The sequence below is a fragment of the Pseudoalteromonas sp. CH_XMU1449-3 genome (genome assembly GCF_037027245.1).
Lineage (GTDB): Bacteria > Pseudomonadota > Gammaproteobacteria > Enterobacterales > Alteromonadaceae > Pseudoalteromonas > Pseudoalteromonas shioyasakiensis.
In genome coordinates this window covers 220071-242625 of record NZ_JAYMDY010000007.1, presented here as the reverse complement: position 1 = coordinate 242625, position 22555 = coordinate 220071, and the positions used below count along the sequence as shown (strand labels likewise).

The window sequence follows — 22555 nt, the reverse complement described above, 5'->3', positions numbered from 1 at the left end:
TTCACAACAGCCGAAACTACCCTCAGGTAAAATGCCGTACTTATCCTCAATATGCTCCCTGCTGTAAAACAATGCGTTACCCGATTGATATATTTGAATGACTCTATTGTAAGATTCATCGTCAGCGACTTCATAATACCAATCTGATGTTCCCCAGTTGTCATATTCATCGCCACGGGACTCGTCCCAATGCCAGAAGTAGTGCTTCATCAACCTTCCTTGTCACCTAACATGTTTATAGCGAGCAAATTGCGCGTTTTTCTTATTGGTTTATTTTTAACAAACTTGTTAACTAATTACCACTGTTAAAAAAATCTAGTCGTGTTAGCTTTTTAACTGTATAAAACGAGCGAAAGGGTCGTTTCTTGATTATGCGAGCCATTGAACTAAGGCTGTATATATATAGTTCTAGTTCAAAAAAATGAAAATTTAAACGTGAAAATAAAATTGTTAATCTAGTCAAATTTATGTGTAATTGATGCATTATAATGCGTTAAGCATTACCGGGAGCTATAGCATAAACAACACTGTACTAACATACCGAATGGATAGCGGCCAGACTAAGATATTGGTTTGTGCTACATTGTTGATATTTTAGCCAAATATTTACCGTCGGTAGGGAAGCGTTAGTTTTAAAGTCAGTAACGAACTATAAGGGGGAATTGTGGAATCAAAAAGTGACATCAGAGTTGTTTTAATTAGCTCCGCGGCTGCAGTGGTGGTTGGGTTGATGTCCGCCTTGGTGACAGGCATGTTCTTGATTAAGAGTAATACCATTATGGCAGAAAAGGACATTAAGGTTATTAATGCTCAAAATACCCAAAAAATTTGGAAATTATTAAAACGAAAGCAGAGAACTACATCGACTCTGTAATGGACTTAGTAATTTATCTGCAAATACATGATACTTTCGAAGTAAATAGAGCAAATGAATTAGCACTGAGAGCCCAAAAAAATGGCTTTAAGCTAATGGTGCATGTCGGTCCCCAGCTGGCTAAAAACTCTGTAGACTTATCACTTAAATTACAAGCTAGCATTGACGTGAATGATAGTCGACCTTTAGGCGTTAAAATAAATGAAGTAACCATGAGTGCAGCAGAATGGTACAAGGCCTATTTTGTTGAAATATCCACCTATAATTATCAATCTATGCCTCACAAAATGGAAGCTGATTCAATTGCTTTGATTATCCAGAAATTCGGAAAAAGCTAACAAGGCCATTACAACTCTTTCTATGGGCTAGGCGACGTATGCAAATCGTCCATATGGCTGTGTTAGGATTCTTAGTTAAGCATGGATAGTACCGAGTATTACAAAGGCCAGAGAGGGCAGATTTTGACTTCAGAGATTATTTTCCTGACCATCACTGCTAACTTATAGCGTCTGTCAAATAAACCTCCAACCTAATAGTTAAACTCTCAGATGAGATACAAGTCGTTTATCTAAACAGATAAAAGCCCAGCTTAACTGGGCTTTGCACTCTCACAATTTAATGCTTTTTCATTTTACTCATTTCAGCATGACAACTTTGAATTGTCAGAAGGGTTTTTGATAGCGCGGCTTCACAATCATGGGGTTGTGGTTTTTTTAGCGCATGTTTGATCTCTGCTAGTGTTTTATCTTCAACTTCTTCAAGTTCACTAACATAGGTGGCGTTTTTGTCGGCACCGAGTTTGGTGATTACTGATGTATAAGCTTTACGCGCTTCTACAGCAAAATCAGAGCCATTTTCGCGCTCGCCATTTTCGTTAATAGCATAAGGTTGTAAGCGCTCAACACTTACTTTACGCGCATCTATCATGCGTTGAAATAAGGCAATTATGCTTGGGTCGGTTACTTTTTCCTGTGCTTTTTCATAAAAATCGATACCGCTATTCATAACTTGGATGATATCTGCAATATGATGAACGTCTTGTCCTTGATGAGTATTCATAATAACCTCTTTTTGAATATTAAAAACAATGCAATTAGATACTTGCAAAGCATATTCCAGTTCATTACTTAAATATAAAGTTATTGTATTTCAGGTGGTTATTCGTTTTTAAGAGAAGGGGGACTGCTGATAAGCTAAGCTAACACCTTGCTTATCAGCAATAATTACAATTTGGTTGGTAAAATCTTACTTAAGCTCGTCGGCTACTTCTGCAACCTTTTGGCGTAACCAAATATGGCTTGCATCACGGTGTAATAGCGGGCTCCAAATCATATCGAGCTCAAACGGCGGAATAGGGAATGGCGGCTCAAGAATTTTAAGGCCCGGATCGTCTAAATAAATATTTGCGGCTTTTGAAGGTAGCGTTGCAACCAAGTTTTGTTCTTTCGCTAAGTGAATAGCTACATGGTAGTTACGGGTAAAGGTGGCAATATTACGGTGTTTACCAAAGTGAGCGAGCGCCTCATCAACCCAACCTAGCTTTTGCACATCTTTAGGGTCCATACCCACACCTACACCAAAGCCTGTTTTACTTACCCAGATGTGGCGCGCTTTTAAATAGCTGTCGAGGCTGAAGTCTTTGATAATTGGGTTATCTGCTTTTACTAGGCAGCAAAAGCTGTCTTTCCAAATTTGTTTATAGTGAAACGATTGCGGTAAGTTTTCAAAACGGTTGATAGCCATATCTACCTTACCGTTTTCAACATCGTGGAAGGTAACATCACTTGGGGTCAAAATATCGAGTGTGGTGTCGGGGGCTTCTTCGTGTAATTTACTTAATAAGCGTGGAGCAAGGGTACTTGCTGCATAGTCACTGGCCATGATACGAAAAACACGTTTACTTTGTGATGCTTCAAATTCTCGATTTGGTGCAAGTGTTTCTTCAAGGGTCATTAAAATGCCGCGGATCACAGGCTGCAACTCTTTTGCGCGCTCTGTCGGTACCATACCTTCGCTGGTACGCACTAAAATAGGGTCGTTGAATAAATTACGGAGTCTTTTTAGGCCATTACTCATGGCAGGTTGGGTAATGCTTAGCTGGTTAGCAGCTTTAGTTACATTACATTCCCTTAGTAAAGTATCTAGGTAAACAAGTAAGTTTAAATCTATTTTACTTATATTCATTGTGTGTCCTTGGTGTTTACCAATAATGGATAAATCGTTGTGCAGCAGGGTATGGATAAATGTGGCTAACTACACCTTGCTTATAATTGTATTGTGCTTGTCGCCAATAGGCTGGATCTTCAAGCTCTGGGTGTGTGCTCAATAAATATTGCTTATACACCGGGTTTGCTGTCACAAAGGTACATAATTGCTCTGGAAACACATCTTGTGGTGCCACAGAGTAACTTTGCTCATTGGTTAAGTAATCATCGTACGACTTTGCTTTTGGTAAGGCCCGAAAGTTCATGTCTGTTAGGTACTGAACTTCATCATAGTCGTAAAAAATAATGCGATTATGTTTACTCACCCCAAAATTTTTCAACAGCATGTCGCCTGGGAAAATATTTACGGCGATCATTTCTTTTAAAGCTTGGCCATATTCTTCTATTGCTTCAAACGCTTGCTGTTCACTGGCATTTTCAAGATACAGATTTAACGGTGTCATCCGTCTTTCTATATACAAATGCTTAATGATTAACCATTCGCCTTCAATAATCATCGAAGAACCAATGGTTTTATGTAACTCTGCAAGTAATTTACTATCAAATCGGGCTAGTGGAAATACGACGTTCGAATACTCTATGGTGTCGGCCATGCGGCCAACACGGTCATGGCTTTTTACTAATTGATAGCGTTTTAATACGGTATCGCGGCCAAAGGGTTTGCTTTCTCCAAAGGTGTCTTTAATGACTTTAAACACATATCCAAACGACGGCAGGGTAAATACCATCATCACCATACCCGGTGTACCAGGGGCAATTACAAGCTGATCGTTTGAATGATCTAAATGACTTAAAAACTCTCGGTAAAACTCGGTCTTACCTTGTTTATGAAAACCTATTGCATTGTATAGCTCAGCCAGTGTTTTATTCGGCATAAGCTGATTTAAAAAGCGTACTAACGCTGATGGCGCATGGGTTTCAACCATAAAATAAGCACGGGCAAAACCAAAGATAACCCGCATTTGCGATGATTTGGTGAGTAGGGCATCAAGGTATAACCCTTTGTCTTCATGGTGCAATACCGCAATAATAAATGGCTGTACGCCACTTTCTGACACCACGCGACCAACAATATAAGCCGCTTTGTTTCGGTAAAACGGGGCTTGCAGTATATCAAAGCGCATTTGCCATGCTTGGTGATGTGTATCGGGCGCTTGTTTATAAAAGGCTTTTACCAGCAAGCGAATATCGCGTTCTAAATCAACAAAGGGCGCTTTAAAATCAAACTGATTAATAATTTTGCGTATTGTGGGTCTTAAGCCATCAACAACAGGGTGGTAACTGCGGTATTCAACTTCCATTGGAAGTGCGGGGGCATCTGCAAGCGTCGCTTTTACAAAGATAAAGTCATTATTAAAATAACGACGATGAAATAAACGACAAAAAACAGAGTTGTAAAAGGTTTCGGCAAGTTCTGCCTGAGGGTGAAAGCGCAAAAATTGCTGATAGAGCTGTTTGGTTTCGAGCCAGCAGGTTTGATCTAAGGTAATAATTTGCTGTTCGTTGAGCGACTTGAGCTTAGCAATGGTTTCGTTAACCCGATCATCGTAATGGCTAATTCTGAGTTTGCTAATCTCATTTATTTTTTGCCAATCACGATGCGCAAACGCAAGTGGTGCTTTGGCTGTAATTGCTTGAAAGAGTTTATAGTGATTGCGAAACCCAGATAAAATTAACTCTGCAATGTGTTGTGGCTGCATATAAACTCCTTACTAATAACAACATAGAGCAATAACTCTATTGGTGTTAAGAATATGTTATTTATTCTTCAAACCCAATAGTAAAGTGTATTTAATTATAGCGAGCGAGTTTTTTCTCTAGATTTGCGAGTTTTTTATTAACGCTTTTTACGTCGCGCCCGTATTGCTTGTTAATTGCTTTTAGCTGCTTTTTAATGTCTTTATTAATTTGTTTCGCTTCTTTATCAGACAAAATTCGGTTTAAGCGCTGCTCTTGCTGGTACTGAGCTCGGTCTCGATCACGGCTTAAAATATCTAAACGGTGTTTATAGCTGCGAATTTCAGCTTCGAGGTTTCTGATAATTTGCTGGCGTTCAAGCTCGTTGAGCTCTTTAACAAAGTTTTGCGGAGCTTGTAAGTCTGGATCGGTTACTTGAATTTTGTGCTTGGTTGCACGGCTACCACAGGGGAACTCACTAAATACCGTGCCTCTGTCTGTGACACATTTATAGTATTCTGTGGTGGCAGCAAGTGATGTGTTGGTAAAACAAACTAGTGTAAGCGATATTAGATAAATGATTATGGCTTTCATGACGTCCGTGTCTCCTAATCAAATAAGGTGTCTAATATCTAAAGCTAGCTTGAAATATTGATTTATCAATAAGCGCTAGGGCGTATATCGTTTCAGCTTTTTAATGCTTTGCACTAAGAATGGAATATCTAAGCCTTGTTCAATGGCAAAGCCTTGTGCTGCTGAAATGTTTTTAAAGTTACCATCTGAATCAATCAGGGTAATTCTGTCTTTTTTAAATGCGATAAATACATTCTGCGAGTAATTAACACCCGTGTCGTCATGGCGTTTGTATAAGTTACTACCCAACATGCTTTGTTTTGCGAGTGTTTTACAACCTAAATAATGGCCTACACTGGTGGCGATAATATCACTTGGTTGAATAAGGCCTTCGGTTTGTACAACTTTTTTATCTGAGCTGTATAAACGAGAAGCTGTAACAATACCATTGCTCTGCTGTGCAAGACTAAAGGCAAATACGGCATTAGCAGATTCACGTGCTTGTGTTGTAGCGTCTGCACGTACAAGGCGAACCGCTGGGTTTTTATCATCGTTATTAATAAATTCGAATTGCTCAAAACCATTAATTTGAATTGAGCGATTATCAGCAAGCCACACAGGCAGTTGCTGTTTGTCTAGAATAGGGGCTTTGTAAAATGCTGGCAGGCCATACACTAAACTAAATAACGTATCTTCTGTTTCTACAGGTTGTAAGAACAAGTCTGTCTTACGTAATGCAGGCTCAGTGGCAACAAATTGCTCAAGGTCAGCATTATTTTCAAATATTAAAATATCGATAGTCGCACTCGACTCAGCTTTGCACTCGGCAAGTGGAGTAGGAGCTAAGTAATCAATATTATGTGGGTCAAGCCTCACATCGTGTGCTTCTTTGTAGCTTTCTAGATCTAGTAAATCGTTTTTAGCTAATAAGCTTTTAGCTGTTGTAGGGTAAGACAACGGCAATACATTATCTTGTTTAGTGATATCAAACTTTAAATTGGCATCTGCCCAAATATGAATACTGTGGCTAAGTGCAAAACACACTAAAATTGTGCTGGTTGCATAGCGCGGGAACTTATATTGCTTTAAACGTGCCAAGTGGTGCCAGGTGTAGTTACTGACTAATAATTGGAACGCTAAAATTAGCAGCACAATGCCGCCCGCAAGAATTGTTGTTAATGCCGGTGAGCTTGTTAAACGGTGCCACAACAAAGAAACGATTTCAGGTAGAGCAGACGTATTTAAGTGATAGCCCAAGTTAAAATAAACATAGGCATCAAGCGTTAAGAATGACGCACCGAGGGTTGCAATAATGGCTGCCATCCCCCGGATATGCCGAGGGTATGGAAACACTAAGCTTAATGGAAATATCGTTAAAACAAAGGCAATAAAAGTAATAAAGCTGGTGTGGCTTAACCAGGTCACGAGCATGTATAAATAGCCCATGAAGGTTGTCGGTGCACTGTCTGCAACTAAGTAGCTTAAGCTAATAAATAGCACTAAACCTATGTTTGCAAAGGTGAACCAATGGCCCCAACTTAAAAGCTGACTTACTTTTGAAGAAAACTGACTTTGTTGCGATAAATTCATAAATCTTATTTAACCGACTGTGCTAATGCTTTTGCAAAGTTGTCGGCAACAGCTTGTCTTTTCTCTGATGGTACATGCTCTTTTAAAATATGCGTGATAGAATTTCCTAAACACATAAGGCTTAAATCAACAGGCGCTTTGTGCTCTGTTAGTACATCAATCAGCTGATCAACGATTTGTTCTACTTGCTCATTAGAATATTTTGATATGATAGGCATCAGTTGGTTCGATAAAAAGAGTTATATTCCCGTATTTTAACACCAGAGGCGTGAAAAACAAAGATGACAATAGATGTTAAAAAATTAGTCGTTCATTATGTAGACAAAAAAGATGACGATACAGATATTCATTTACGCAATGATGAGATGGTTGTTAACGATAAAGTAGCCGTTTTTATAGAGCAGCTACACCATGCATATAATGGTAAGCCAGGTAAAGGCTATTGTGCATTCAGCGGCGAGAAAAACAGCATTGTTGCTTCGGCAATGCAAAGTTACCGTAACGACGAACTTGGTTTTTGGCACATGACAGAGCAAGCAACAAATGTGCTAAAAGAAGAGTTAAATAAGTATGCCTTTAATGAAACGGGTTATTTAGTTTTTTGCCATTATCAATATGTTGCAAGTGACTTCTTGTTAATTGCGATGATCAATATTAAAGAGCATTACTCAATTACTTCTGAGCTTGATTTAGCTTCATCTCGTCACTTAGATATTTCGCGTATGCAACTAGCTGCACGTGTCGATTTAACTGCGTGGGATACGCAACCAGAAGATAATCGCTATGTGTCGTTTATTAAAGGTCGTGCAGGTCGAAAAGTGGCTGACTTCTTTTTAGACTTTTTAGGCTGCGAAGAGGGCATTGATCCTAAACAGCAAAGCCAAGTTATGCTTAGTGCTGTAGAAGATTATTTATCTGAGCAACAATACGACAAGTCAGAGAAAGATGAGCTACGTAAGCAAGTTTTTGATTACTGTAATGATTGCGTAACCACAGGTGAAGATGCCAACGTTAAAGAGCTTTCTGCAACCTTATCGAAAAATGACGACAGCCCATTTGAAAGCTTCTGCCAAGAGCAAAGCTATGACTTAGAAGAGTCGTTCCCTGTTGATAAGAAAACAGTCACTAGCATGGTGAAGTTCTCTGGCATGGGCGGCGGTGTTAGCGTGAGCTTTGAACGTAAACACTTAGGTGAGCGCGTAATGTATAACGAAGCAACCGATACACTAGTGATCAAAGGTATTCCACCTAACCTTAAAGACCAGCTTCAGCGCTTTATGGAGCAAGACGAAAGCTAATCAGGTTTAAGCTTTAAGCGATAAGCCGATAGATACTCGTTTTATAGCCCAGCACTTGCTGGGCTTTTTAGTTTTAGGTGCTTGAAAACACAATCACTACAGGAAGAAACATTGCGTCACTATAGTTTTGTAGCGGCAAATAGCTGTAAAGTTGTGTTAGATACTGCCAGCCTTTTCAGCAAAGTTTTTAGAATGGTTAAGTGAAAAGAGTTTTTAGATTTTTTCTCTAATCATTAGAGGTTGTAGAATAAAATTAAATTAATTATTTATAGCTAATATTAACTTGTTTTTTATTTTTTAATGTGGTTTGGGGTTTATAGTTAATTATATATATATTATTTTCAGGTTTCGATTAATTGCTGATGAGATGGGTGTAAATGGAAAGTTATATCGCAATTTTAATTTCGGCTGGCTTCACATCGATAATTGGTAGTATTGCTGTGATTGTCAATTTTCGAATTAACCAAAGGAATAGGAAAATAAATAACACATTACAGCTGGCTAAAGATTTTGATCAAGATCATTCATTTGTTAAGGTTAGAATGTTCATGTGGGAGAAGTTTTTAGACTTACCTAAAAATAATTATGATTGGGAAGACTTAATTATTGAATATCAATCTAACAAAAAATCACCAGAGTTAGTGAATATTACAGATAATGATTTAATAGCGCTAAATAGAGTCGCAGCTTTTTATAAAATGATAGCTGGATTAATAGAAAATAACGAAGTTGACATAAGGCTACTACGCTCTTTGTTTGGCTACAATTATAATAGGTTTTGGCAACCTTTAAGAGATAAATTCGAAACTCATACGAATAAAAATGATAGACCATTGTTTGTTAAAATTCCTGAGCTAGAGGATTGATTTTGAGCTTATGCTATAAATATGTATTGTAGAATTTATAGCAATTAAGAAATTGAAGTGATTAGGAAATAAATGAAACTTGCTCAACTGAATATCGCTCTTGCTAAATATCCATTGGATGCGCCAGAAATAAAAGATTTTGTTGATAATCTCGATTTAATTAATGGCGTTGCTGAAAGCAGTGCTGGTTTTGTATGGCGATTAAAAGACGAATCGGGTGATGCCACCAATATTAAATTGTTTGATGATCCGAATATGATTATCAATATGTCTGTGTGGGAAAGCGTTGAAGATCTCAAAAATTTTATGTTTCGCACTCACCACAGAGATTTTATGCGCAGAAAAGGCGAATGGTTTCACCGCTTAGCAGAAGATAGCTATGTTTTATGGTGGATTGAAGATAACCACATTCCAACCCCTCAAGAGGCATTAGAGAGGTTGCAGTATCTGCGAGAAAACGGCGACACTCCTCGTGCTTTTACGTTTAAAAGTAATTTTACGGCTGAAGATCTAAGAGGTTAAATGGCTCTTTCATTTAATACACCGAGACTAAACGTCATTGAAATAAACTCTAATACCGCTAAATTAGAGCAAGCTGCTTTAGTTAACGCTTTACCTTCGATATTAACCCCCGCTGTAGTTGCGAATTTACCAGGTTATTTTCAGGGGATAGATTCTATTGCTACTGCTGAAAAGTGGTTGGCTAACATGCTTAATGAGTGCTGCTTATTAATGCTGCAATCTCAACATCAAGACGTTGTTGGGCTTTTATTTATATATACCGAAAACCATGATGCTCATATAGGTTATTTGTTAGCTGAGCAGTACTGGGGGCAGGGTCTTGCATTTGAGTTATTGCAGGGATTTATAAACCTCGCTGGTACTCAGTCACAATGGCATAAGCTCATTGCTGGTGTTGATGAATCAAATACGCCATCAATTAAACTTTTAAAAAAGTTGGCTTTTGAAAAGCAAGCATCTAAGGAAAATGGCATGTTGTTTTATGAATTAAACTTAAACCAAGGCATACAATAATGATAATAACTGCATTTTTAGTTAACTCGTTTAGTGCAAATAATACAGGCGGCAACCCAGCAGGTGTCGTGTTGAATGCAGATAAACTCACAAACGCAGAAAAACTGACGATTGCAAAAGAAATTGGCTTTTCAGAAACCGCATTTGTAGCGCAAGATCATGAAGTTGACTTTGCTGTGTCATTTTTTACGACAACGGAAGAAGTTGATTTTTGTGGCCATGCAACCCTAGCGGTGTTTGCTACGCTCTTCGAACAAGGGTTATTAAAACCAGGTTATTACACTCAACGAACAAAAGCGGGCATGTTAGGTGTAACAATTGCCGCAGATGGGCAAATTACCATGGAGCAAGCCTTACCAAAGTACCTTGGCAACTTTGCTTATGATGACCTTGCAGGCTTACTAGGGCTTGATGAAGCAACACTGTCAGAAACCGGCTTGCCGATCGATGTAATAACTACAGGATTGCCGGATATTATAGTCGCTGTGCCGAATAGCTACTTAGATAAAATTGTTATTGATGAGGCAGCGCTTAGCGAGTTCTGCCAACAGCATAATGTGATTGGTGTGCATGCCTTTGAATTATGTGAAGAGCAAAGTGAGCTGACCGCAAGTTGTCGTAACTTTGCGCCTTTGGTAGGTATACCCGAAGAGTCTGCAACCGGTAGCGCCAGTGGCGCGCTTGCATGCTACTTATCAAAACATGTATTTGTACAGCAAGAAAACCATTTCAAGTTTGAACAAGGCCGAGCAATGGGGTGCAGTTCACACATTTCAGCCAGTGTTTTTTCGGATGAGCAGGGTGTTTATAAGGTTCTTGTAGGTGGCTATGCCAATCACCTAGGTACTCAACAGGTTGTTATTTAAAAGCATTACACACAAAAAAGCCGCGTTATAAACGCGGCTTTTTTATTAAGTGACTAAATTAATCAGCCGCTAAGGTTTTTGCCATATCAGCACGGGCTCTGCCAGCAGGTTTAATTGAACCTGCACGAAGGCCGCTATCTGGAATAGCTGTACGCTTGTCATGCGCCATAGCCGATGGTGTTGGCTCTGGCTCACTATCTGCAACTGGCGTAGGTTTTGCCATTGCAGCGCTAGCTGAACCTTTTACTAAAACAGTTTTTTCATTTTTAGCAGGTTCTTCAGCTTTTACTGGTTCTTCAGTTTTAACTGGTTCCTCAGCTTTCACTGGCTCTTCAGCTTTCACTGGCTCTTCAGCTTTTGCTGGTTCTTCAGCTTTCACTGGTTCTTCAGCTTGTGCGGTTTCTTCAGCTTTCACTGGTTCTTCAGCTTGTACTGGTTCTTCAGCTTGTACTGGCTCTTCAGCTTGTACTGGCTCTTCAGCTTGTACTGGGTCTTCAGATTGTACTGGATCTTCAGCTTTAACTGGCTCTTCAGCTTGTGCTGGTTCTTCAGCTTGCACTGGTTCTTCAGTTTTAACAGGTTCTTCAGTTTTAACTGGTTCTTCAGCTTGTGCTGGTTCTTCAGCTTTTACTGGTTCTTCAGTTTTAACTGGTTCTTCAGTTTTAACTGGTTCTTCAGTTTTCACTGGTTCTTCAGTTTTTGCTGGCTCTTCAGTTTGAGCTTGTTTTGCTTTTAGCTCAGCTTCATATTCAGCAGCAGCTTGGTCGGCAACTGGAATAAATGCTGGCGCATCAGCTTTGTCGTCACTTGATTTTTCATCATGCTCAGGGCGACGGCGACGTTGACCAGCAGCACGTAAGTGGCGAGGTGAACGACGAGAGCGTGTACGAGGTTGAGCTTGTTCTTCATCAGTTGATGATTCAACTACCGATTCAGTTTGCTCTGCTTGTTTAGGCTCAGCGTCAGCTTTTACTGGTTCTGCAGGTACTTGCTTTTCAGCAACAGGCTGTTCTGCTTGTTCAGTTTCAACTGCTACTTTTTCTTTCGCAGGCTTAGCTGGTTTTTCAGCTTTAGGTGCTTGCTCAGTTGTTTCAGTTGTTTGTACTACTTTTGCTTCATCTGCGCTTTCATCTGTTACGCGAACTTTTTTGCGTAAGTTGCGACGTTGACGACGAACCTTAGGTTTAGTTTCCTTTGGTTGCTCAGATTTCGTCTCTGGTGCAGTGTCTTTATTCGTTTGTTCTACATCATCATTACGTTTTTCATTACGTTTTCTGTTGTTAGAATTACGACGACGTTTGTTGCGATTCTCGTTACCTTCTTTTTGCTCAGGCTTATTCGAAGTATTTGTGTTTTCTTCTTTAGCTTGTGCATCGTCAGGACGTTTATTACGAGAGTTGCGACGGCGTTGGTTGTTGCTACGACGACGGTTGTCGTTGTTGCGACGATTATTGCTACGTCTTTGTGCTGCTTTTTTCTCTTCTTGCTCTTTTTCAGCTTCTTCTTCGGCATTGCTGAATAACGACTTGAAGAACTTACCAATTGCAGCAAATAATCCACCTTCTGACTTTTTAGCCGCAGGGGTCGTTTGCTCAGCTTTTGGTGCAGCTTGAGGTGCAGGTGTATTAGGCATAACAACACCTTTAAGAACCGGCTCTTCACGAACTGGTGCTGAAGGCGCTTTAGCCATTTCAAATGCTTCTGGCTCAGGAGCAACAACTTGCTCGTAGCTTACTGTTTCGATTGTTTCGTCTTTACGTAAGCGAACTACTTCGTAATGTGGCGTTTCCATGTGTTGATTAGGAATGATCACAACATCTACGTTATGGCGCTTTTCGATGCGTTGAACACTACGACGTTTTTCATTTAATAGGTAAGCGGCAACAGCCACAGGCACTTGTGCATTTACTTGTGATGTGTTGTCTTTAATTGCTTCTTCTTCGATTAAACGAAGGATAGACAATGCAATTGATTCGTTAGAACGAATTGTACCTTGACCATTACAACGAGGACATGGACCTTGGCTTGCTTCACCTAATGAAGGGCGTAAGCGCTGACGCGACATTTCAAGCAGACCAAAGCGTGAGATCTTACCAATCTGTACACGGGCACGGTCAGGGCGAGCAGCGTCTTTTAAACGATTCTCTACTTCGCGTTGGTGGCGTGGTGGCGTCATATCGATGAAGTCGATAACAATAAGACCACCTAAGTCACGTAAACGTAATTGACGAGCAATTTCGTCTGCCGCTTCTAAGTTAGTATTAAGTGCTGTTTCTTCGATATCACCGCCTTTAGTGGCTTTAGATGAGTTGATATCGATAGACGTAAGCGCTTCAGTTGGGTCAATTACAATTGAACCACCTGATGGTAAGCGAACCTCACGTTGGAAAGCAGACTCAATTTGGCTTTCAATTTGGTAGTGGGTGAATAGTGGTACATCGCCCTGATAAAGCTTAACACGGCTCATGAAGTCAGGACGGAAACGCTCAATATGGGCTTTCGCTTCTTCAAAAACACGTGCTTTATCAATTAAAATTTCACCAATATCACGACGTAAATAGTCACGGATTGCGCGGAAAATTACGTTACTTTCTTGGTGAATTAAGAACGGAGCAGGGCCGCTATCAGCAGCTTGCTGAATCGCTTGCCAATGCACTAATAGTGCTTTTAAGTCGTACTCTAGTTCTTCAAATGATTTACCAACACCTGCAGTACGAACAATTAAGCCCATACCTTTAGGTAGTTCTAAACGGCTTAGTGCTTCTTTAAGTTCAGTACGCTCATCACCTTCGATACGGCGAGAAATACCACCGGCACGAGGGTTGTTAGGCATAAGTACTAAATAGCTACCTGCAACGCTGATAAAAGTCGTTAACGCAGCGCCTTTTTGGCCACGCTCTTCTTTATCAACTTGCACAATTACTTCTTGGCCTTCTTTGATCACGTCACGGATGTTTGGACGACCTTGGAATGTATAGCCTTGTGGGAAGTAGGTGCGAGCTATTTCTTTAAGAGGAAGGAAACCGTGTCTCTCAGCGCCATAATCAACAAAGGCAGCTTCTAGTGACGGTTCGATACGGGTAATTTTACCCTTGTAAATATTTGCTTTTTTTTGTTCGTGACCTGGGCTCTCTATGTCTAAATCATACAGGCGCTGGCCATCAACCAGTGCAACGCGCATTTCTTCTTGCTGCGTCGCATTGATTAGCATACGTTTCATATTGTTACTCTACTAATTCTGTCGCTGACATGACGATATAAACTCGTCTGTTCAGTGGTTTCTGACGGTTGTTTTTGTGCAGTCTCACGACTGGGTAAAGTCAAAACCTGAAGTTGTTTGCTTACATTGAGCATCACTAAGTGTGGCTGACAATAACATGTTCTCACGTTATTAAATTCTTATAGGTGTCAAAACTGCCGCCAATTCTGCGGTTTTAATTTACGAGTTTTGTCCCGAAGTCGACCATGTTCAAATTTTTATTCAATGTCTTGCTACAACAGCTGCTTCTGAATGACGTTGCTACGTCGTCACTATCAGTCAATTTATCTTGTTCAATTGCTTTTTATGTTCATTAATCAACATTCGTGCTCAAATTATTCAGGCAATATATTACGCGCATCGCCGATAATTGAACGCTCGTGTTGGCTGGGTAATTATAAAAGCTTTGGAAAACTTAGCGCGGATCTGTATGATCGGCAACCCAGAATATGCTTCACGAATGTATTAATGTGATAAAAGCACCGTTGTTACTTGCAAACTTTATGTTCGCGACGGTGATTATCCCACTATTACAGTCGCGTTAGCAACTAAATTATTTACTTAAATCAGTGATTAGGCAATGTCAGAAAAAACCGGCTTACAAGTTTCGTTTGTTACCATAGGTGAAGACCATCTAGGTCAACGTATTGATAACTTTCTTATTACTCACCTAAAAGGTGTGCCTAAAAGTGCAGTTTATAAAATCCTTCGTAAAGGCGAAGTGCGAGTAAATAAAAAACGCATAAAACCTGTCTACAAACTACAACTAAATGATGTGGTTCGTATTCCACCTATTAAAGTGGCCGAAAAAGAAGAGTTTGTGCCAAAAAAACTCGATAAAGTAAAACAACTTGAAGACGCCATTTTGTTTGAAGATAAGTATTTAATGGTGATCAACAAGCCTTCGGGTATGGCTGTGCATGGTGGCAGTGGCCTAAGTTATGGCTTAATCGAAGCACTTCGCGTACTTCGCCCTGGAGAGCGTAGTTTAGAGCTTGTACACCGCCTAGACCGTGACACATCAGGTTGCTTGCTTATTTCTAAACGTCGTTCAGTGTTAACTGATTTACATAAACAGTTACGTGAAAAAACCATGGAGAAAAACTATTGGGCATTAGTTGATGGTCAATGGGATTCTAAAACGAAAAATGTTACCGAAGGACTTCGTAAAAACACCTTGAAGTCTGGTGAGCGTGTGGTTCGTGTTGATAATACCGAAGGTAAACCATCACACACGCGTTTTCGTGTGCTTGAGCGATATGCTGAGTGCTCATTAGTGCAAGCGTCGCCGGTAACAGGGCGTACTCACCAAATTCGTGTACATACGCAATGTAAAGGTCATCCAATTGCGTGTGATGATAAATATGGTGTTGCAGAGTTTGATCAATACGTAAATAAGCTGACTGGTTTAAATCGTTTGTTTTTACATGCCCACGATTTACGTTTTATGCACCCTAAAAACGAAACAACCATGCATGTTGAAGCGCCACTCGATAATGCACTTCAAAACTGTATCAAAAAGCTACGTGCCGATAATGAACAAGTTTAAGCTGGTTATTTTTGATTGGGATGGCACTGTGATGGACTCTGTGCCAAAAATTGTTACCTGCTTGCGAAATACTGCGCGAGACTTAGGTATTCCTGTTCCAACAGAGCAACAAGCAAAAGATGTTATTGGTTTATCGCTGGCAAAAGCCACTGAAGTGCTGTTTCCGGCGCATTTACATTTAAGCGACGAACTCGTTGCAGGTTACAAAGCGCAGTACCGTGAGTTAGATGTTACACCTACACCTTTATTTAAAGATGTAGAATCCGTTTTAAAGCAGTTAAGTGATGCAGGTATACAATTGGCTGTGGCTACCGGTAAAGGACGTGAAGGCATCGATAGGCTTCTAAATGAGTCAGGCCTTGGGAAGTACTTTTTGAATGTAAAATGCTCTGACGATGCTGAGTCGAAGCCATCTCCAGATATGCTTGAGCAAATTTTACGTGAGCAGGGCATCGCAAAAAGTGATGCTGTGATGATTGGCGATAGCCAACTCGATATGGCAATGGCTAATGCCGCAGGTATTGCTTGTATTGGAGTGAGTTTTGGTGCTCATAGCCCGGCGCAGTTACAACAACATACGCCGTTATGTGTTGTTGATTCATATCAACAACTTTTGCAGGTTTTAACTACGCCCCTTGCAGCGCTAACACGTCAACACCAAACTCAGCCAGCACTTTAGTTAATGTGATCAGTGGCAGGCCTATCAATGTATTAGGGTCATCGCCACTGAGCTTTTCAAATAAACAGATGCCTAATCCTTCACTTTTAAAGCTACCTGCACAGTTGTATGGCTGCTCTGCATCGCAATAAGCATTGATCTGTTCAAGTGTGAGTTTTTTAAATGTCACATCAAATGGCACCACGGTGGTAATTGCTTTATTGTTTTGTATATCAAATACACTTAAACCCGTTAAAAAGGTCACTGTATGGCCACTAAACGATGATAGCTGCTTAATGGCATTCTCTTTAGTATGAGGTTTACCTAAAATTGTATCGTTGAATACCGCAACTTGATCAGAGCCGATCACTAATCCTTCGCTAAAATGTTGTTTGGCAACTCGGGCTTTTTGCTCGCCTAAACGAGCAACTAATTGCTCTGGTGTTTCAGCTGCGATAGGAGACTCATCAATATCTGGAGAAAAACTTTGAAAAGGTAAGTTAAACTTAGTTAATAATTGCTGTCTAAATGGTGAGCTTGACGCTAATATAAGTGTTGGTTTCATAATAAATTCTGGATGAAAATTGTATTTTGCCAAGGATAAGCCACAATGAATCCGAAAACAAAGCAGAAGATCGTTAAAAACCTACCAAAATTGGTTTTTTACTTTGACTAACTTACTAACTATCTATATGATGCAGCCCCTATGCAAAAGGTGAAAATTCCCATCACTCTTCATCCCAGCAAAGCAGCTCAACATCGTTTAACGTATGACGGTATTGTCCCGCTTGAAAAACTTTCTCGTTTAGAGCAAGTTGTGCAGGAGGAAGCAGGTGAAATAGCGGTAAAGATTCATTGCAAAATTGACGAGCAAGGTTTAGTGGTAATAAGTGGTAACTTATCAACACATGTAACTGTAACTTGTCAACGCTGTAATGGAGAATTAGGGTTGGATTTGGAACAAGACTTTGTGTATTCGCCAATTGGTTTGGATGCAGAGTCAGATCATCTACCTGAAGGTTACGATGAAGTAGAGCTGGACGAAAACGGTGAAATCAACGTATTTGAGTTAATCGAAGACGAACTGATTTTAGCTATTCCAATAGTGCCTACACACAACGAAGCTTCATGCAGTTATTCATCAGAGCCTACTAGCTTTGGTAAATTAGCAGCAAAAGATGACAAACCAAATCCATTTGATATTTTGAAACAACTTAAGAAAGATTCTTAGGAGAAGACTAATGGCTGTACAAAAAAGCAAAAAGTCTCGTGCAAGACGCGGCATGCGCCGTTCACACGATGCGATCAGTGGTCCAACTTTAACTGTAGATCAAGTTTCTGGTGAGACTCACCGTCGTCACCACGTAACTGCTGACGGTTACTACAAAGGCGTTAAAGTAATTTCTAACTAAGAGATTGCTATATGCTGACCAATCTAACCATAGCGTTAGATATGATGGGGGGCGATTACGGCCCCCGTTCATCTATCCCCGCTGCCGTGCAAGCGGTAAATGCTAATACCAACTTAAGACTCATCTTATGTGGTAATCAGCAAGTTATTCTAAAAGAACTCGAAGCACTCGATTCTGTTTCACACCCTCGTTTAATTATTCGCCATTGTAGCGAAGTGGTCACAAATGCGTGTGAACCTGCTTCAGCGGTTCGTTCTAAAAAAGATTCATCAATGCGAGTTGCCCTTGATTTAGTTAAATCGGGTGAAGCGCAAGCGTGTGTTAGCTCTGGTAATACAGGCGCGCTATTTTTTATGGCGCATTATGTATTAAAGATGCTTCCAGGCGTAAAACGTCCTGCATTAATTTCTGCTGTTCCAACCGAACGTAAAAACCCTGTTTATTTACTTGATTTAGGTGCGAATGTGCATTGTGATGCACAAACCCTTTATCAATTTGGCATTATGGGTTCTGTGGTAGCAGGGCAGGCACTTGGGTGTGATAACCCAAGAGTTAGTTTATTGAATATTGGCTCTGAAGACATCAAAGGGCATGAAGGAATAAAACAAGCTGCACAGTTAATGCAGCAGTGTGAATATCTCAACTACACAGGTTACAGTGAAGGTAGTGATATTTTCAGCGGAAAAGCCGATGTTATTGTGTGCGAAGGATTTGTTGGTAATGTGGCATTAAAAACCTGTGAAGGTATTGCCAAACTGATCATGCATAAACTCACCAAAGCCTTACACAAACATTTCTTATACAAAAGTTTAGCGTTTTTATTGCGTCCAGTGATAAAAAAACTCTACAAGCGGGTGAACCCCGACCAGTATAACGGCGCAAGTCTGGTAGGATTGCGCGGTATTGTTGTTAAAAGCCATGGCAATGCCTCACCAAAGGCGTTTCATGCTGCTATTGATGAAGCCGCGCGGGAAGTCGAACGCCAACTCCCTGAAAAAATCGCTGCGATTTTTGAGCAAACACATCCAACAACAAAGTAGTGCAGCATATCTAAAACTTGTTATGCTGCCTGCTACAGAATATTTTTTTGTTTAATTATAAGAGCAAAGTATGGCACATAAAATTGCACTCGTATTTCCAGGTCAAGGCTCACAAACTGTGGGCATGTTATCTGAACTATTAGCTGATTCACAAATTGCTAAAGCAACATTCGCTGAAGCATCTGAAGCTCTTGGCTATGATCTAGCTGCACTTGTACTAAATGGTCCAGAAGAAGAATTAAATCAAACCCATCGTACACAACCAGCACTTCTTACTGCTAGTGTTGCTATTTACCGTCAATGGTTAGACGCAAACCCTGATGCCGATGTTGTTATGGCTGGTCACAGTTTAGGCGAGTATTCAGCATTAGTTTGTGCTGGCGTTGTAAGCTTAAGCGAAGCAGTTAAACTAGTAGAAAATCGTGGTTTATATATGCAAGAAGCAGTACCTGCGGGTGTTGGTTCTATGGCTGCAATCATCGGCTTAGGTGACGACGAAATCAAAGCAGCGTGTGAAGCATCAGCAAATGGTGAAGTTGTTTCACCAGTAAATTACAACTCACCAGGTCAGGTTGTTATCGCTGGCCACAAAGCGGCAGTTGAGCGTGCATCAGAAGCATGTAAAGAAGCAGGTGCTAAACGTGCTTTACCACTTGCAGTAAGCGTACCTTCTCACTGTGAACTAATGAAACCAGCTGCTGAGAAATTAGCTGCTGATTTAGCCGCTTTAACATTTAATACACCTAAGTGTGATGTAATCAACAACGTTGATGTAAAAGCTGAGCAATCAAGTGAAGCAATTAAAGATGCATTAGTACGTCAACTTTACAGCCCAGTTCGCTGGACTGAAACTGTACAAGCATTAGTTGCTCAAGGTATCACACAAAGCTATGAATTTGGCCCAGGTAAAGTATTAACGGGTCTTGCTAAACGAATTGATAAAGCAATGGTATGTGGTGCGGTTAATACGCAAGCTGCTATTGATGAAGCGAAATAAGTAGGAATAGAATGACAAATTTATTTTCTCTTGAGGGCAAGGTTGTCCTAATCACTGGTGCAAGCCGTGGTATTGGTAAAGCGATTGCAAATACGCTAGTTGCACAAGGTGCAAAAGTAGCGGGTACTGCTACAAGCGAATCAGGTGCTGCTAAAATCAGTGAATACCTAGGTGACAACGGTAAAGGTTATGCCCTTAACGTTACAGATCCTGAATCGATTGAGGCGACACTTGCTGCGATCAAGGCTGATTTAGGCGATATCGACGTATTAGTTAACAATGCGGGTATTACTCGCGATAACTTATTAATGCGTATGAAAGACGGTGAGTGGGATGACATCATCGATACTAACCTAAGCTCAATTTTCCGTTTATCTAAGGCTGTTTTACGCCCTATGATGAAAAAGAAAAATGGCCGTATCATTAATATCGGTTCTGTTGTGGGCACTATGGGTAATGCGGGTCAAGCTAACTATGCTGCAGCGAAAGCGGGTGTAATTGGTTTTACTAAGTCATTAGCACGCGAAGTGGCATCACGTGGCATTACAGTGAACGTTGTTGCACCTGGTTTTATCCAAACAGATATGACAGATGAGCTGACTGAAGACCAAAAAGCAGCTACGCTTGCAAATGTACCTGCAGGGCGTTTAGGCCAACCTGAAGAAATCGCTGCTGCGGTATGTTATTTAGCATCTGACGCTGCTGCGTATGTATCAGGCGAAACATTGCACGTAAATGGCGCGATGTACATGGTTTAATGAAAGTTAGCAAAAATTTGCTAACGAAAGATTATCGAAAATTGTTGAATTTTTTGTGATCTTGCTTTAAACATACTTGAATTCGCTATTAAAATAAGCGATAAATGAACAAATACTATTCGAGAGGTTTGACCAGATAAGTAATTATCAGCAAATCCTTGAATCACAGAATTATGCGGCGTAAACTACGCCGCAATCTGAAAATAACGCATTGGCGTTTTTAATAAAGGAAAGAAGAATGAGCGACATCCAAGAACGCGTAAAGAAAATTATCATTGAGCAACTAGGTGTTAAAGAAGAAGAAGTAAAACATGAAGCTTCTTTCGTTGACGACTTAGGTGCTGATTCACTTGACACTGTAGAACTAGTAATGGCTCTTGAAGAAGAGTTCGACACTGAGATCCCAGACGAAGAAGCTGAAAAGATCACTACAGTTCAAGCTGCAATCGATTACGTTACAGCTCACGCTGAGTAATTTTACGCATTTTGATTTTAAGGGCAGCATTAAGCTGCCCTTAGTCTATCTATAGAATGATACTAATAAATTTGGTATACACCCCACCTAAAATAATTTCCTTATTGGAGGCAACCCGTGGCTAAACGTCGAGTCGTCGTAACTGGCTTAGGAATGTTGACACCGCTAGGTAATGATGTTGAATCTACTTGGCAAGGTTTGTTAAACGGTAAAAGTGGTATTCAAACTATCACGCATTTCGATACCTCAAGTTTCGGCACCAAATTCGCAGGTTTGCTGAATGACTTTGATGCATCAGCTTACATGTCACCGAAAGATGCAAAGAAAATGGATTTGTTTATCCAATATGGCATTGCAGCGGGTGTACAAGCACTACAAGATTCTGGTCTAGAGATCACTGAAGAAAACGCCACTCGTGTTGGTGTAGCAGTGGGTTCTGGCATCGGTGGTTTAACTTTAATTGAAGAAAACCACATCAAACTATTAAATAGCGGCCCGCGTAAGCTTTCTCCGTTCTACGTGCCTTCGACCATTATCAATATGATTTCTGGTCATTTATCGATTATGCACGGTTTACGTGGCCCTAATATTTCAATCGTTACAGCCTGTACTACAGGTCTACATAACATTGGTCATGCTGCACGTATGATTGCATACGGCGATGCAGATGCAATGGTAGCCGGTGGTGCTGAAAAAGCATCGACACCAATTGGTATGGGTGGCTTTAATGCTGCACGTGCATTATCAACTCGTAACGACGATCCACAAGCAGCATCTCGTCCTTGGGATAAAGACCGTGACGGTTTTGTTCTTGCTGATGGTGCAGGTGTTATCGTACTTGAAGAATATGAGCATGCTAAAGCACGTGGCGCGAAAATCTACGCTGAACTCGTTGGTTTTGGTATGAGTGGTGATGCATATCACATGACATCTCCACCTGAAGATGGTGCTGGCGCAGCTCTAGCGATGGAAAATGCCCTAAATGATGCACAAGTTAATGCAGACCAAGTTGGCTACATTAATGCTCACGGTACATCGACTAATGCAGGCGATAAAGCCGAAACATCAGCTGTTAAAACTATTTTTGGTGATGCAGCGAAAGATGTGATGGTAAGTTCATCTAAATCAATGATGGGTCACTTGTTAGGTGCAGCAGGCTCGGTAGAGTCGATCATTACTATCTTGTCACTAGTTGACCAGAAAGTAAGCCCTACTATCAACCTTGATAACCCAGATGAAGGTTGTGATTTAGACTACGTACCGCACACTGCACGTGACGCTAAATTGGATTACGCACTATGTAATTCATTTGGTTTTGGTGGTACTAATGGCTCGTTGCTGTTTAAAAAGGTATAATTCTTTTTAACAACGGACTAAAAAGAAGAGCCCAGTTGTTTAACTGG

General features: G+C 40.4%; 25 protein-coding genes. 16 read left to right on the top strand and 9 right to left on the bottom strand.

Annotated elements, in window-relative coordinates:
* Positions 1-210 (bottom strand): hypothetical protein (locus WA256_RS11315; protein WP_335991463.1); only part of this gene is annotated, 210 nt, incomplete at its 3' end.
* A gap of 454 nt (positions 211-664) precedes the next feature.
* Between WA256_RS11315 and WA256_RS11310 the strand changes: the two genes are divergently transcribed.
* Positions 665-874, top strand: a complete 210-nt coding sequence (locus WA256_RS11310) for a hypothetical protein (RefSeq protein WP_335991460.1) — start codon at positions 665-667, stop codon at positions 872-874.
* Complete coding sequence (locus WA256_RS11305; RefSeq protein ID WP_335991457.1) at positions 874-1212, top strand: hypothetical protein; 339 nt, start codon at positions 874-876, stop codon at positions 1210-1212. Before WA256_RS11310 ends, WA256_RS11305 begins: the two co-directional genes overlap by 1 nt.
* Before the next feature lie 277 nt (positions 1213-1489).
* On the opposite strand, the gene WA256_RS11300 is transcribed toward WA256_RS11305, so the two are convergent.
* From WA256_RS11300 to WA256_RS11275, 6 genes are all read right to left on the bottom strand, one after another.
* A complete protein-coding gene (locus tag WA256_RS11300; protein WP_058584881.1) occupies positions 1490-1933 on the bottom strand; it encodes a ferritin-like domain-containing protein in 444 nt (147 codons plus the stop codon).
* 186 nt (positions 1934-2119) lie between these two features.
* A complete protein-coding gene (locus WA256_RS11295) occupies positions 2120-3058 on the bottom strand; it encodes a LysR family transcriptional regulator (protein ID WP_054554698.1) in 939 nt (312 codons plus the stop codon).
* 16 nt (positions 3059-3074) lie between these two features.
* Complete coding sequence (gene aceK / locus WA256_RS11290) at positions 3075-4799, bottom strand: bifunctional isocitrate dehydrogenase kinase/phosphatase (protein WP_054554699.1); 1725 nt, start codon at positions 4797-4799, stop codon at positions 3075-3077.
* Positions 4800-4890: 91 nt separating this feature from the next.
* Positions 4891-5370, bottom strand: a complete 480-nt coding sequence (locus WA256_RS11285) for a DUF4124 domain-containing protein (protein WP_130166437.1) — start codon at positions 5368-5370, stop codon at positions 4891-4893.
* A gap of 75 nt (positions 5371-5445) precedes the next feature.
* A complete protein-coding gene (locus WA256_RS11280) occupies positions 5446-6939 on the bottom strand; it encodes a DUF3413 domain-containing protein (protein ID WP_332394055.1) in 1494 nt (497 codons plus the stop codon).
* Positions 6940-6944: 5 nt separating this feature from the next.
* Positions 6945-7157: a DUF1414 domain-containing protein gene (locus WA256_RS11275; protein ID WP_036967930.1), complete on the bottom strand. Its 213-nt coding sequence runs from the start codon at positions 7155-7157 to the stop codon at positions 6945-6947.
* Positions 7158-7220: 63 nt separating this feature from the next.
* Here WA256_RS11275 and yejK point away from each other — a divergent pair, with 63 nt between their 5' ends.
* The 5 genes from yejK (at position 7221) to WA256_RS11250 (ending at position 11004) form a co-directional block, all read left to right on the top strand.
* Complete coding sequence (gene yejK / locus WA256_RS11270; protein WP_054554703.1) at positions 7221-8237, top strand: nucleoid-associated protein YejK; 1017 nt, start codon at positions 7221-7223, stop codon at positions 8235-8237.
* Between the two features lie 377 nt (positions 8238-8614).
* Positions 8615-9103: a hypothetical protein gene (locus tag WA256_RS11265; protein WP_335991435.1), complete on the top strand. Its 489-nt coding sequence runs from the start codon at positions 8615-8617 to the stop codon at positions 9101-9103.
* Positions 9104-9175: 72 nt separating this feature from the next.
* Positions 9176-9625: a DUF3291 domain-containing protein gene (locus WA256_RS11260; protein ID WP_335991432.1), complete on the top strand. Its 450-nt coding sequence runs from the start codon at positions 9176-9178 to the stop codon at positions 9623-9625.
* Positions 9626-10138: a GNAT family N-acetyltransferase gene (locus tag WA256_RS11255; RefSeq protein ID WP_335991429.1), complete on the top strand. Its 513-nt coding sequence runs from the start codon at positions 9626-9628 to the stop codon at positions 10136-10138. It abuts the gene before it with no gap.
* The gene (locus WA256_RS11250; protein ID WP_335991425.1) at positions 10138-11004 is read left to right on the top strand and encodes a PhzF family phenazine biosynthesis protein; all 867 of its coding nucleotides are present in this window, start codon (positions 10138-10140) and stop codon (positions 11002-11004) included. Before WA256_RS11255 ends, WA256_RS11250 begins: the two co-directional genes overlap by 1 nt.
* Positions 11005-11062: 58 nt before the next feature.
* Here the strand turns inward: WA256_RS11250 and rne are convergent, their stop codons facing one another.
* The gene (rne, locus tag WA256_RS11245; RefSeq protein ID WP_335991422.1) at positions 11063-14224 is read right to left on the bottom strand and encodes a ribonuclease E; all 3162 of its coding nucleotides are present in this window, start codon (positions 14222-14224) and stop codon (positions 11063-11065) included.
* Between the two features lie 619 nt (positions 14225-14843).
* Here rne and rluC point away from each other — a divergent pair.
* A complete protein-coding gene (gene rluC / locus WA256_RS11240) occupies positions 14844-15812 on the top strand; it encodes a 23S rRNA pseudouridine(955/2504/2580) synthase RluC (RefSeq protein WP_335991419.1) in 969 nt (322 codons plus the stop codon).
* Positions 15799-16491 (top strand): HAD family hydrolase, encoded by a 693-nt coding sequence (locus WA256_RS11235; protein WP_335991416.1) that lies wholly within the window; start codon positions 15799-15801, stop codon positions 16489-16491. The genes rluC and WA256_RS11235 overlap by 14 nt, the downstream gene beginning before the upstream one ends.
* Here the strand turns inward: WA256_RS11235 and WA256_RS11230 are convergent.
* The gene (locus tag WA256_RS11230) at positions 16439-17035 is read right to left on the bottom strand and encodes a Maf family protein (protein ID WP_335991413.1); all 597 of its coding nucleotides are present in this window, start codon (positions 17033-17035) and stop codon (positions 16439-16441) included. The genes WA256_RS11235 and WA256_RS11230 overlap by 53 nt on opposite strands.
* 141 nt (positions 17036-17176) lie before the next feature.
* Between WA256_RS11230 and yceD the strand changes: the two genes are divergently transcribed.
* The 7 genes from yceD (at position 17177) to fabF (ending at position 22508) form a co-directional block, all read left to right on the top strand.
* Positions 17177-17701 (top strand): 23S rRNA accumulation protein YceD, encoded by a 525-nt coding sequence (gene yceD, locus WA256_RS11225; RefSeq protein WP_054554711.1) that lies wholly within the window; start codon positions 17177-17179, stop codon positions 17699-17701.
* Positions 17702-17711: 10 nt separating this feature from the next.
* Positions 17712-17882, top strand: coding sequence for a 50S ribosomal protein L32 (gene rpmF / locus WA256_RS11220; RefSeq protein WP_036967969.1), 171 nt, complete (start codon positions 17712-17714; stop codon positions 17880-17882).
* An 11-nt stretch (positions 17883-17893) separates the two neighbouring features.
* Positions 17894-18922 carry a phosphate acyltransferase PlsX gene (gene plsX / locus WA256_RS11215; RefSeq protein WP_054554712.1) on the top strand — a complete coding sequence of 343 codons (1029 nt, stop codon included), beginning with the start codon at positions 17894-17896 and terminating at the stop codon, positions 18920-18922.
* Between the two features lie 70 nt (positions 18923-18992).
* Positions 18993-19919 carry an ACP S-malonyltransferase gene (gene fabD / locus WA256_RS11210; RefSeq protein WP_054561366.1) on the top strand — a complete coding sequence of 309 codons (927 nt, stop codon included), beginning with the start codon at positions 18993-18995 and terminating at the stop codon, positions 19917-19919.
* An 11-nt stretch (positions 19920-19930) separates the two neighbouring features.
* Entirely contained in the window at positions 19931-20677 is a 747-nt protein-coding gene (fabG, locus tag WA256_RS11205; RefSeq protein ID WP_054554714.1) for a 3-oxoacyl-ACP reductase FabG, read from the top strand.
* 238 nt (positions 20678-20915) lie between these two features.
* The gene (gene acpP / locus WA256_RS11200) at positions 20916-21152 is read left to right on the top strand and encodes an acyl carrier protein (protein WP_016707440.1); all 237 of its coding nucleotides are present in this window, start codon (positions 20916-20918) and stop codon (positions 21150-21152) included.
* 117 nt (positions 21153-21269) lie between these two features.
* Positions 21270-22508: a beta-ketoacyl-ACP synthase II gene (gene fabF / locus WA256_RS11195; protein WP_054554715.1), complete on the top strand. Its 1239-nt coding sequence runs from the start codon at positions 21270-21272 to the stop codon at positions 22506-22508.
* Positions 22509-22555: the final 47 nt, after the last annotated feature.

Bases quoted from the DNA above. Each gene is read 5' to 3' on its own strand.
- fabG (WP_054554714.1), top strand. From the start codon at position 19,931: ATGACAAATTTATTTTCTCTTGAGGGCAAGGTTGTCCTAATCACTGGT.
- WA256_RS11260 (WP_335991432.1), top strand. From the start codon at position 9,176: ATGAAACTTGCTCAACTGAATATCGCTCTTGCTAAATATCCATTGGAT.
- yejK (WP_054554703.1), top strand. From the start codon at position 7,221: ATGACAATAGATGTTAAAAAATTAGTCGTTCATTATGTAGACAAAAAA.
- WA256_RS11230 (WP_335991413.1), bottom strand. From the start codon at position 17,035: ATGAAACCAACACTTATATTAGCGTCAAGCTCACCATTTAGACAGCAA.
- WA256_RS11235 (WP_335991416.1), top strand. From the start codon at position 15,799: ATGAACAAGTTTAAGCTGGTTATTTTTGATTGGGATGGCACTGTGATG.
- rluC (WP_335991419.1), top strand. From the start codon at position 14,844: ATGTCAGAAAAAACCGGCTTACAAGTTTCGTTTGTTACCATAGGTGAA.
- acpP (WP_016707440.1), top strand. From the start codon at position 20,916: ATGAGCGACATCCAAGAACGCGTAAAGAAAATTATCATTGAGCAACTA.
- WA256_RS11255 (WP_335991429.1), top strand. From the start codon at position 9,626: ATGGCTCTTTCATTTAATACACCGAGACTAAACGTCATTGAAATAAAC.
- rne (WP_335991422.1), bottom strand. From the start codon at position 14,224: ATGAAACGTATGCTAATCAATGCGACGCAGCAAGAAGAAATGCGCGTT.
- WA256_RS11265 (WP_335991435.1), top strand. From the start codon at position 8,615: ATGGAAAGTTATATCGCAATTTTAATTTCGGCTGGCTTCACATCGATA.
- yceD (WP_054554711.1), top strand. From the start codon at position 17,177: ATGCAAAAGGTGAAAATTCCCATCACTCTTCATCCCAGCAAAGCAGCT.
- fabD (WP_054561366.1), top strand. From the start codon at position 18,993: ATGGCACATAAAATTGCACTCGTATTTCCAGGTCAAGGCTCACAAACT.
- WA256_RS11275 (WP_036967930.1), bottom strand. From the start codon at position 7,157: ATGCCTATCATATCAAAATATTCTAATGAGCAAGTAGAACAAATCGTT.
- WA256_RS11250 (WP_335991425.1), top strand. From the start codon at position 10,138: ATGATAATAACTGCATTTTTAGTTAACTCGTTTAGTGCAAATAATACA.
- WA256_RS11295 (WP_054554698.1), bottom strand. From the start codon at position 3,058: ATGAATATAAGTAAAATAGATTTAAACTTACTTGTTTACCTAGATACT.
- WA256_RS11305 (WP_335991457.1), top strand. From the start codon at position 874: ATGGACTTAGTAATTTATCTGCAAATACATGATACTTTCGAAGTAAAT.
- WA256_RS11285 (WP_130166437.1), bottom strand. From the start codon at position 5,370: ATGAAAGCCATAATCATTTATCTAATATCGCTTACACTAGTTTGTTTT.
- aceK (WP_054554699.1), bottom strand. From the start codon at position 4,799: ATGCAGCCACAACACATTGCAGAGTTAATTTTATCTGGGTTTCGCAAT.
- WA256_RS11300 (WP_058584881.1), bottom strand. From the start codon at position 1,933: ATGAATACTCATCAAGGACAAGACGTTCATCATATTGCAGATATCATC.
- WA256_RS11280 (WP_332394055.1), bottom strand. From the start codon at position 6,939: ATGAATTTATCGCAACAAAGTCAGTTTTCTTCAAAAGTAAGTCAGCTT.
- plsX (WP_054554712.1), top strand. From the start codon at position 17,894: ATGCTGACCAATCTAACCATAGCGTTAGATATGATGGGGGGCGATTAC.
- rpmF (WP_036967969.1), top strand. From the start codon at position 17,712: ATGGCTGTACAAAAAAGCAAAAAGTCTCGTGCAAGACGCGGCATGCGC.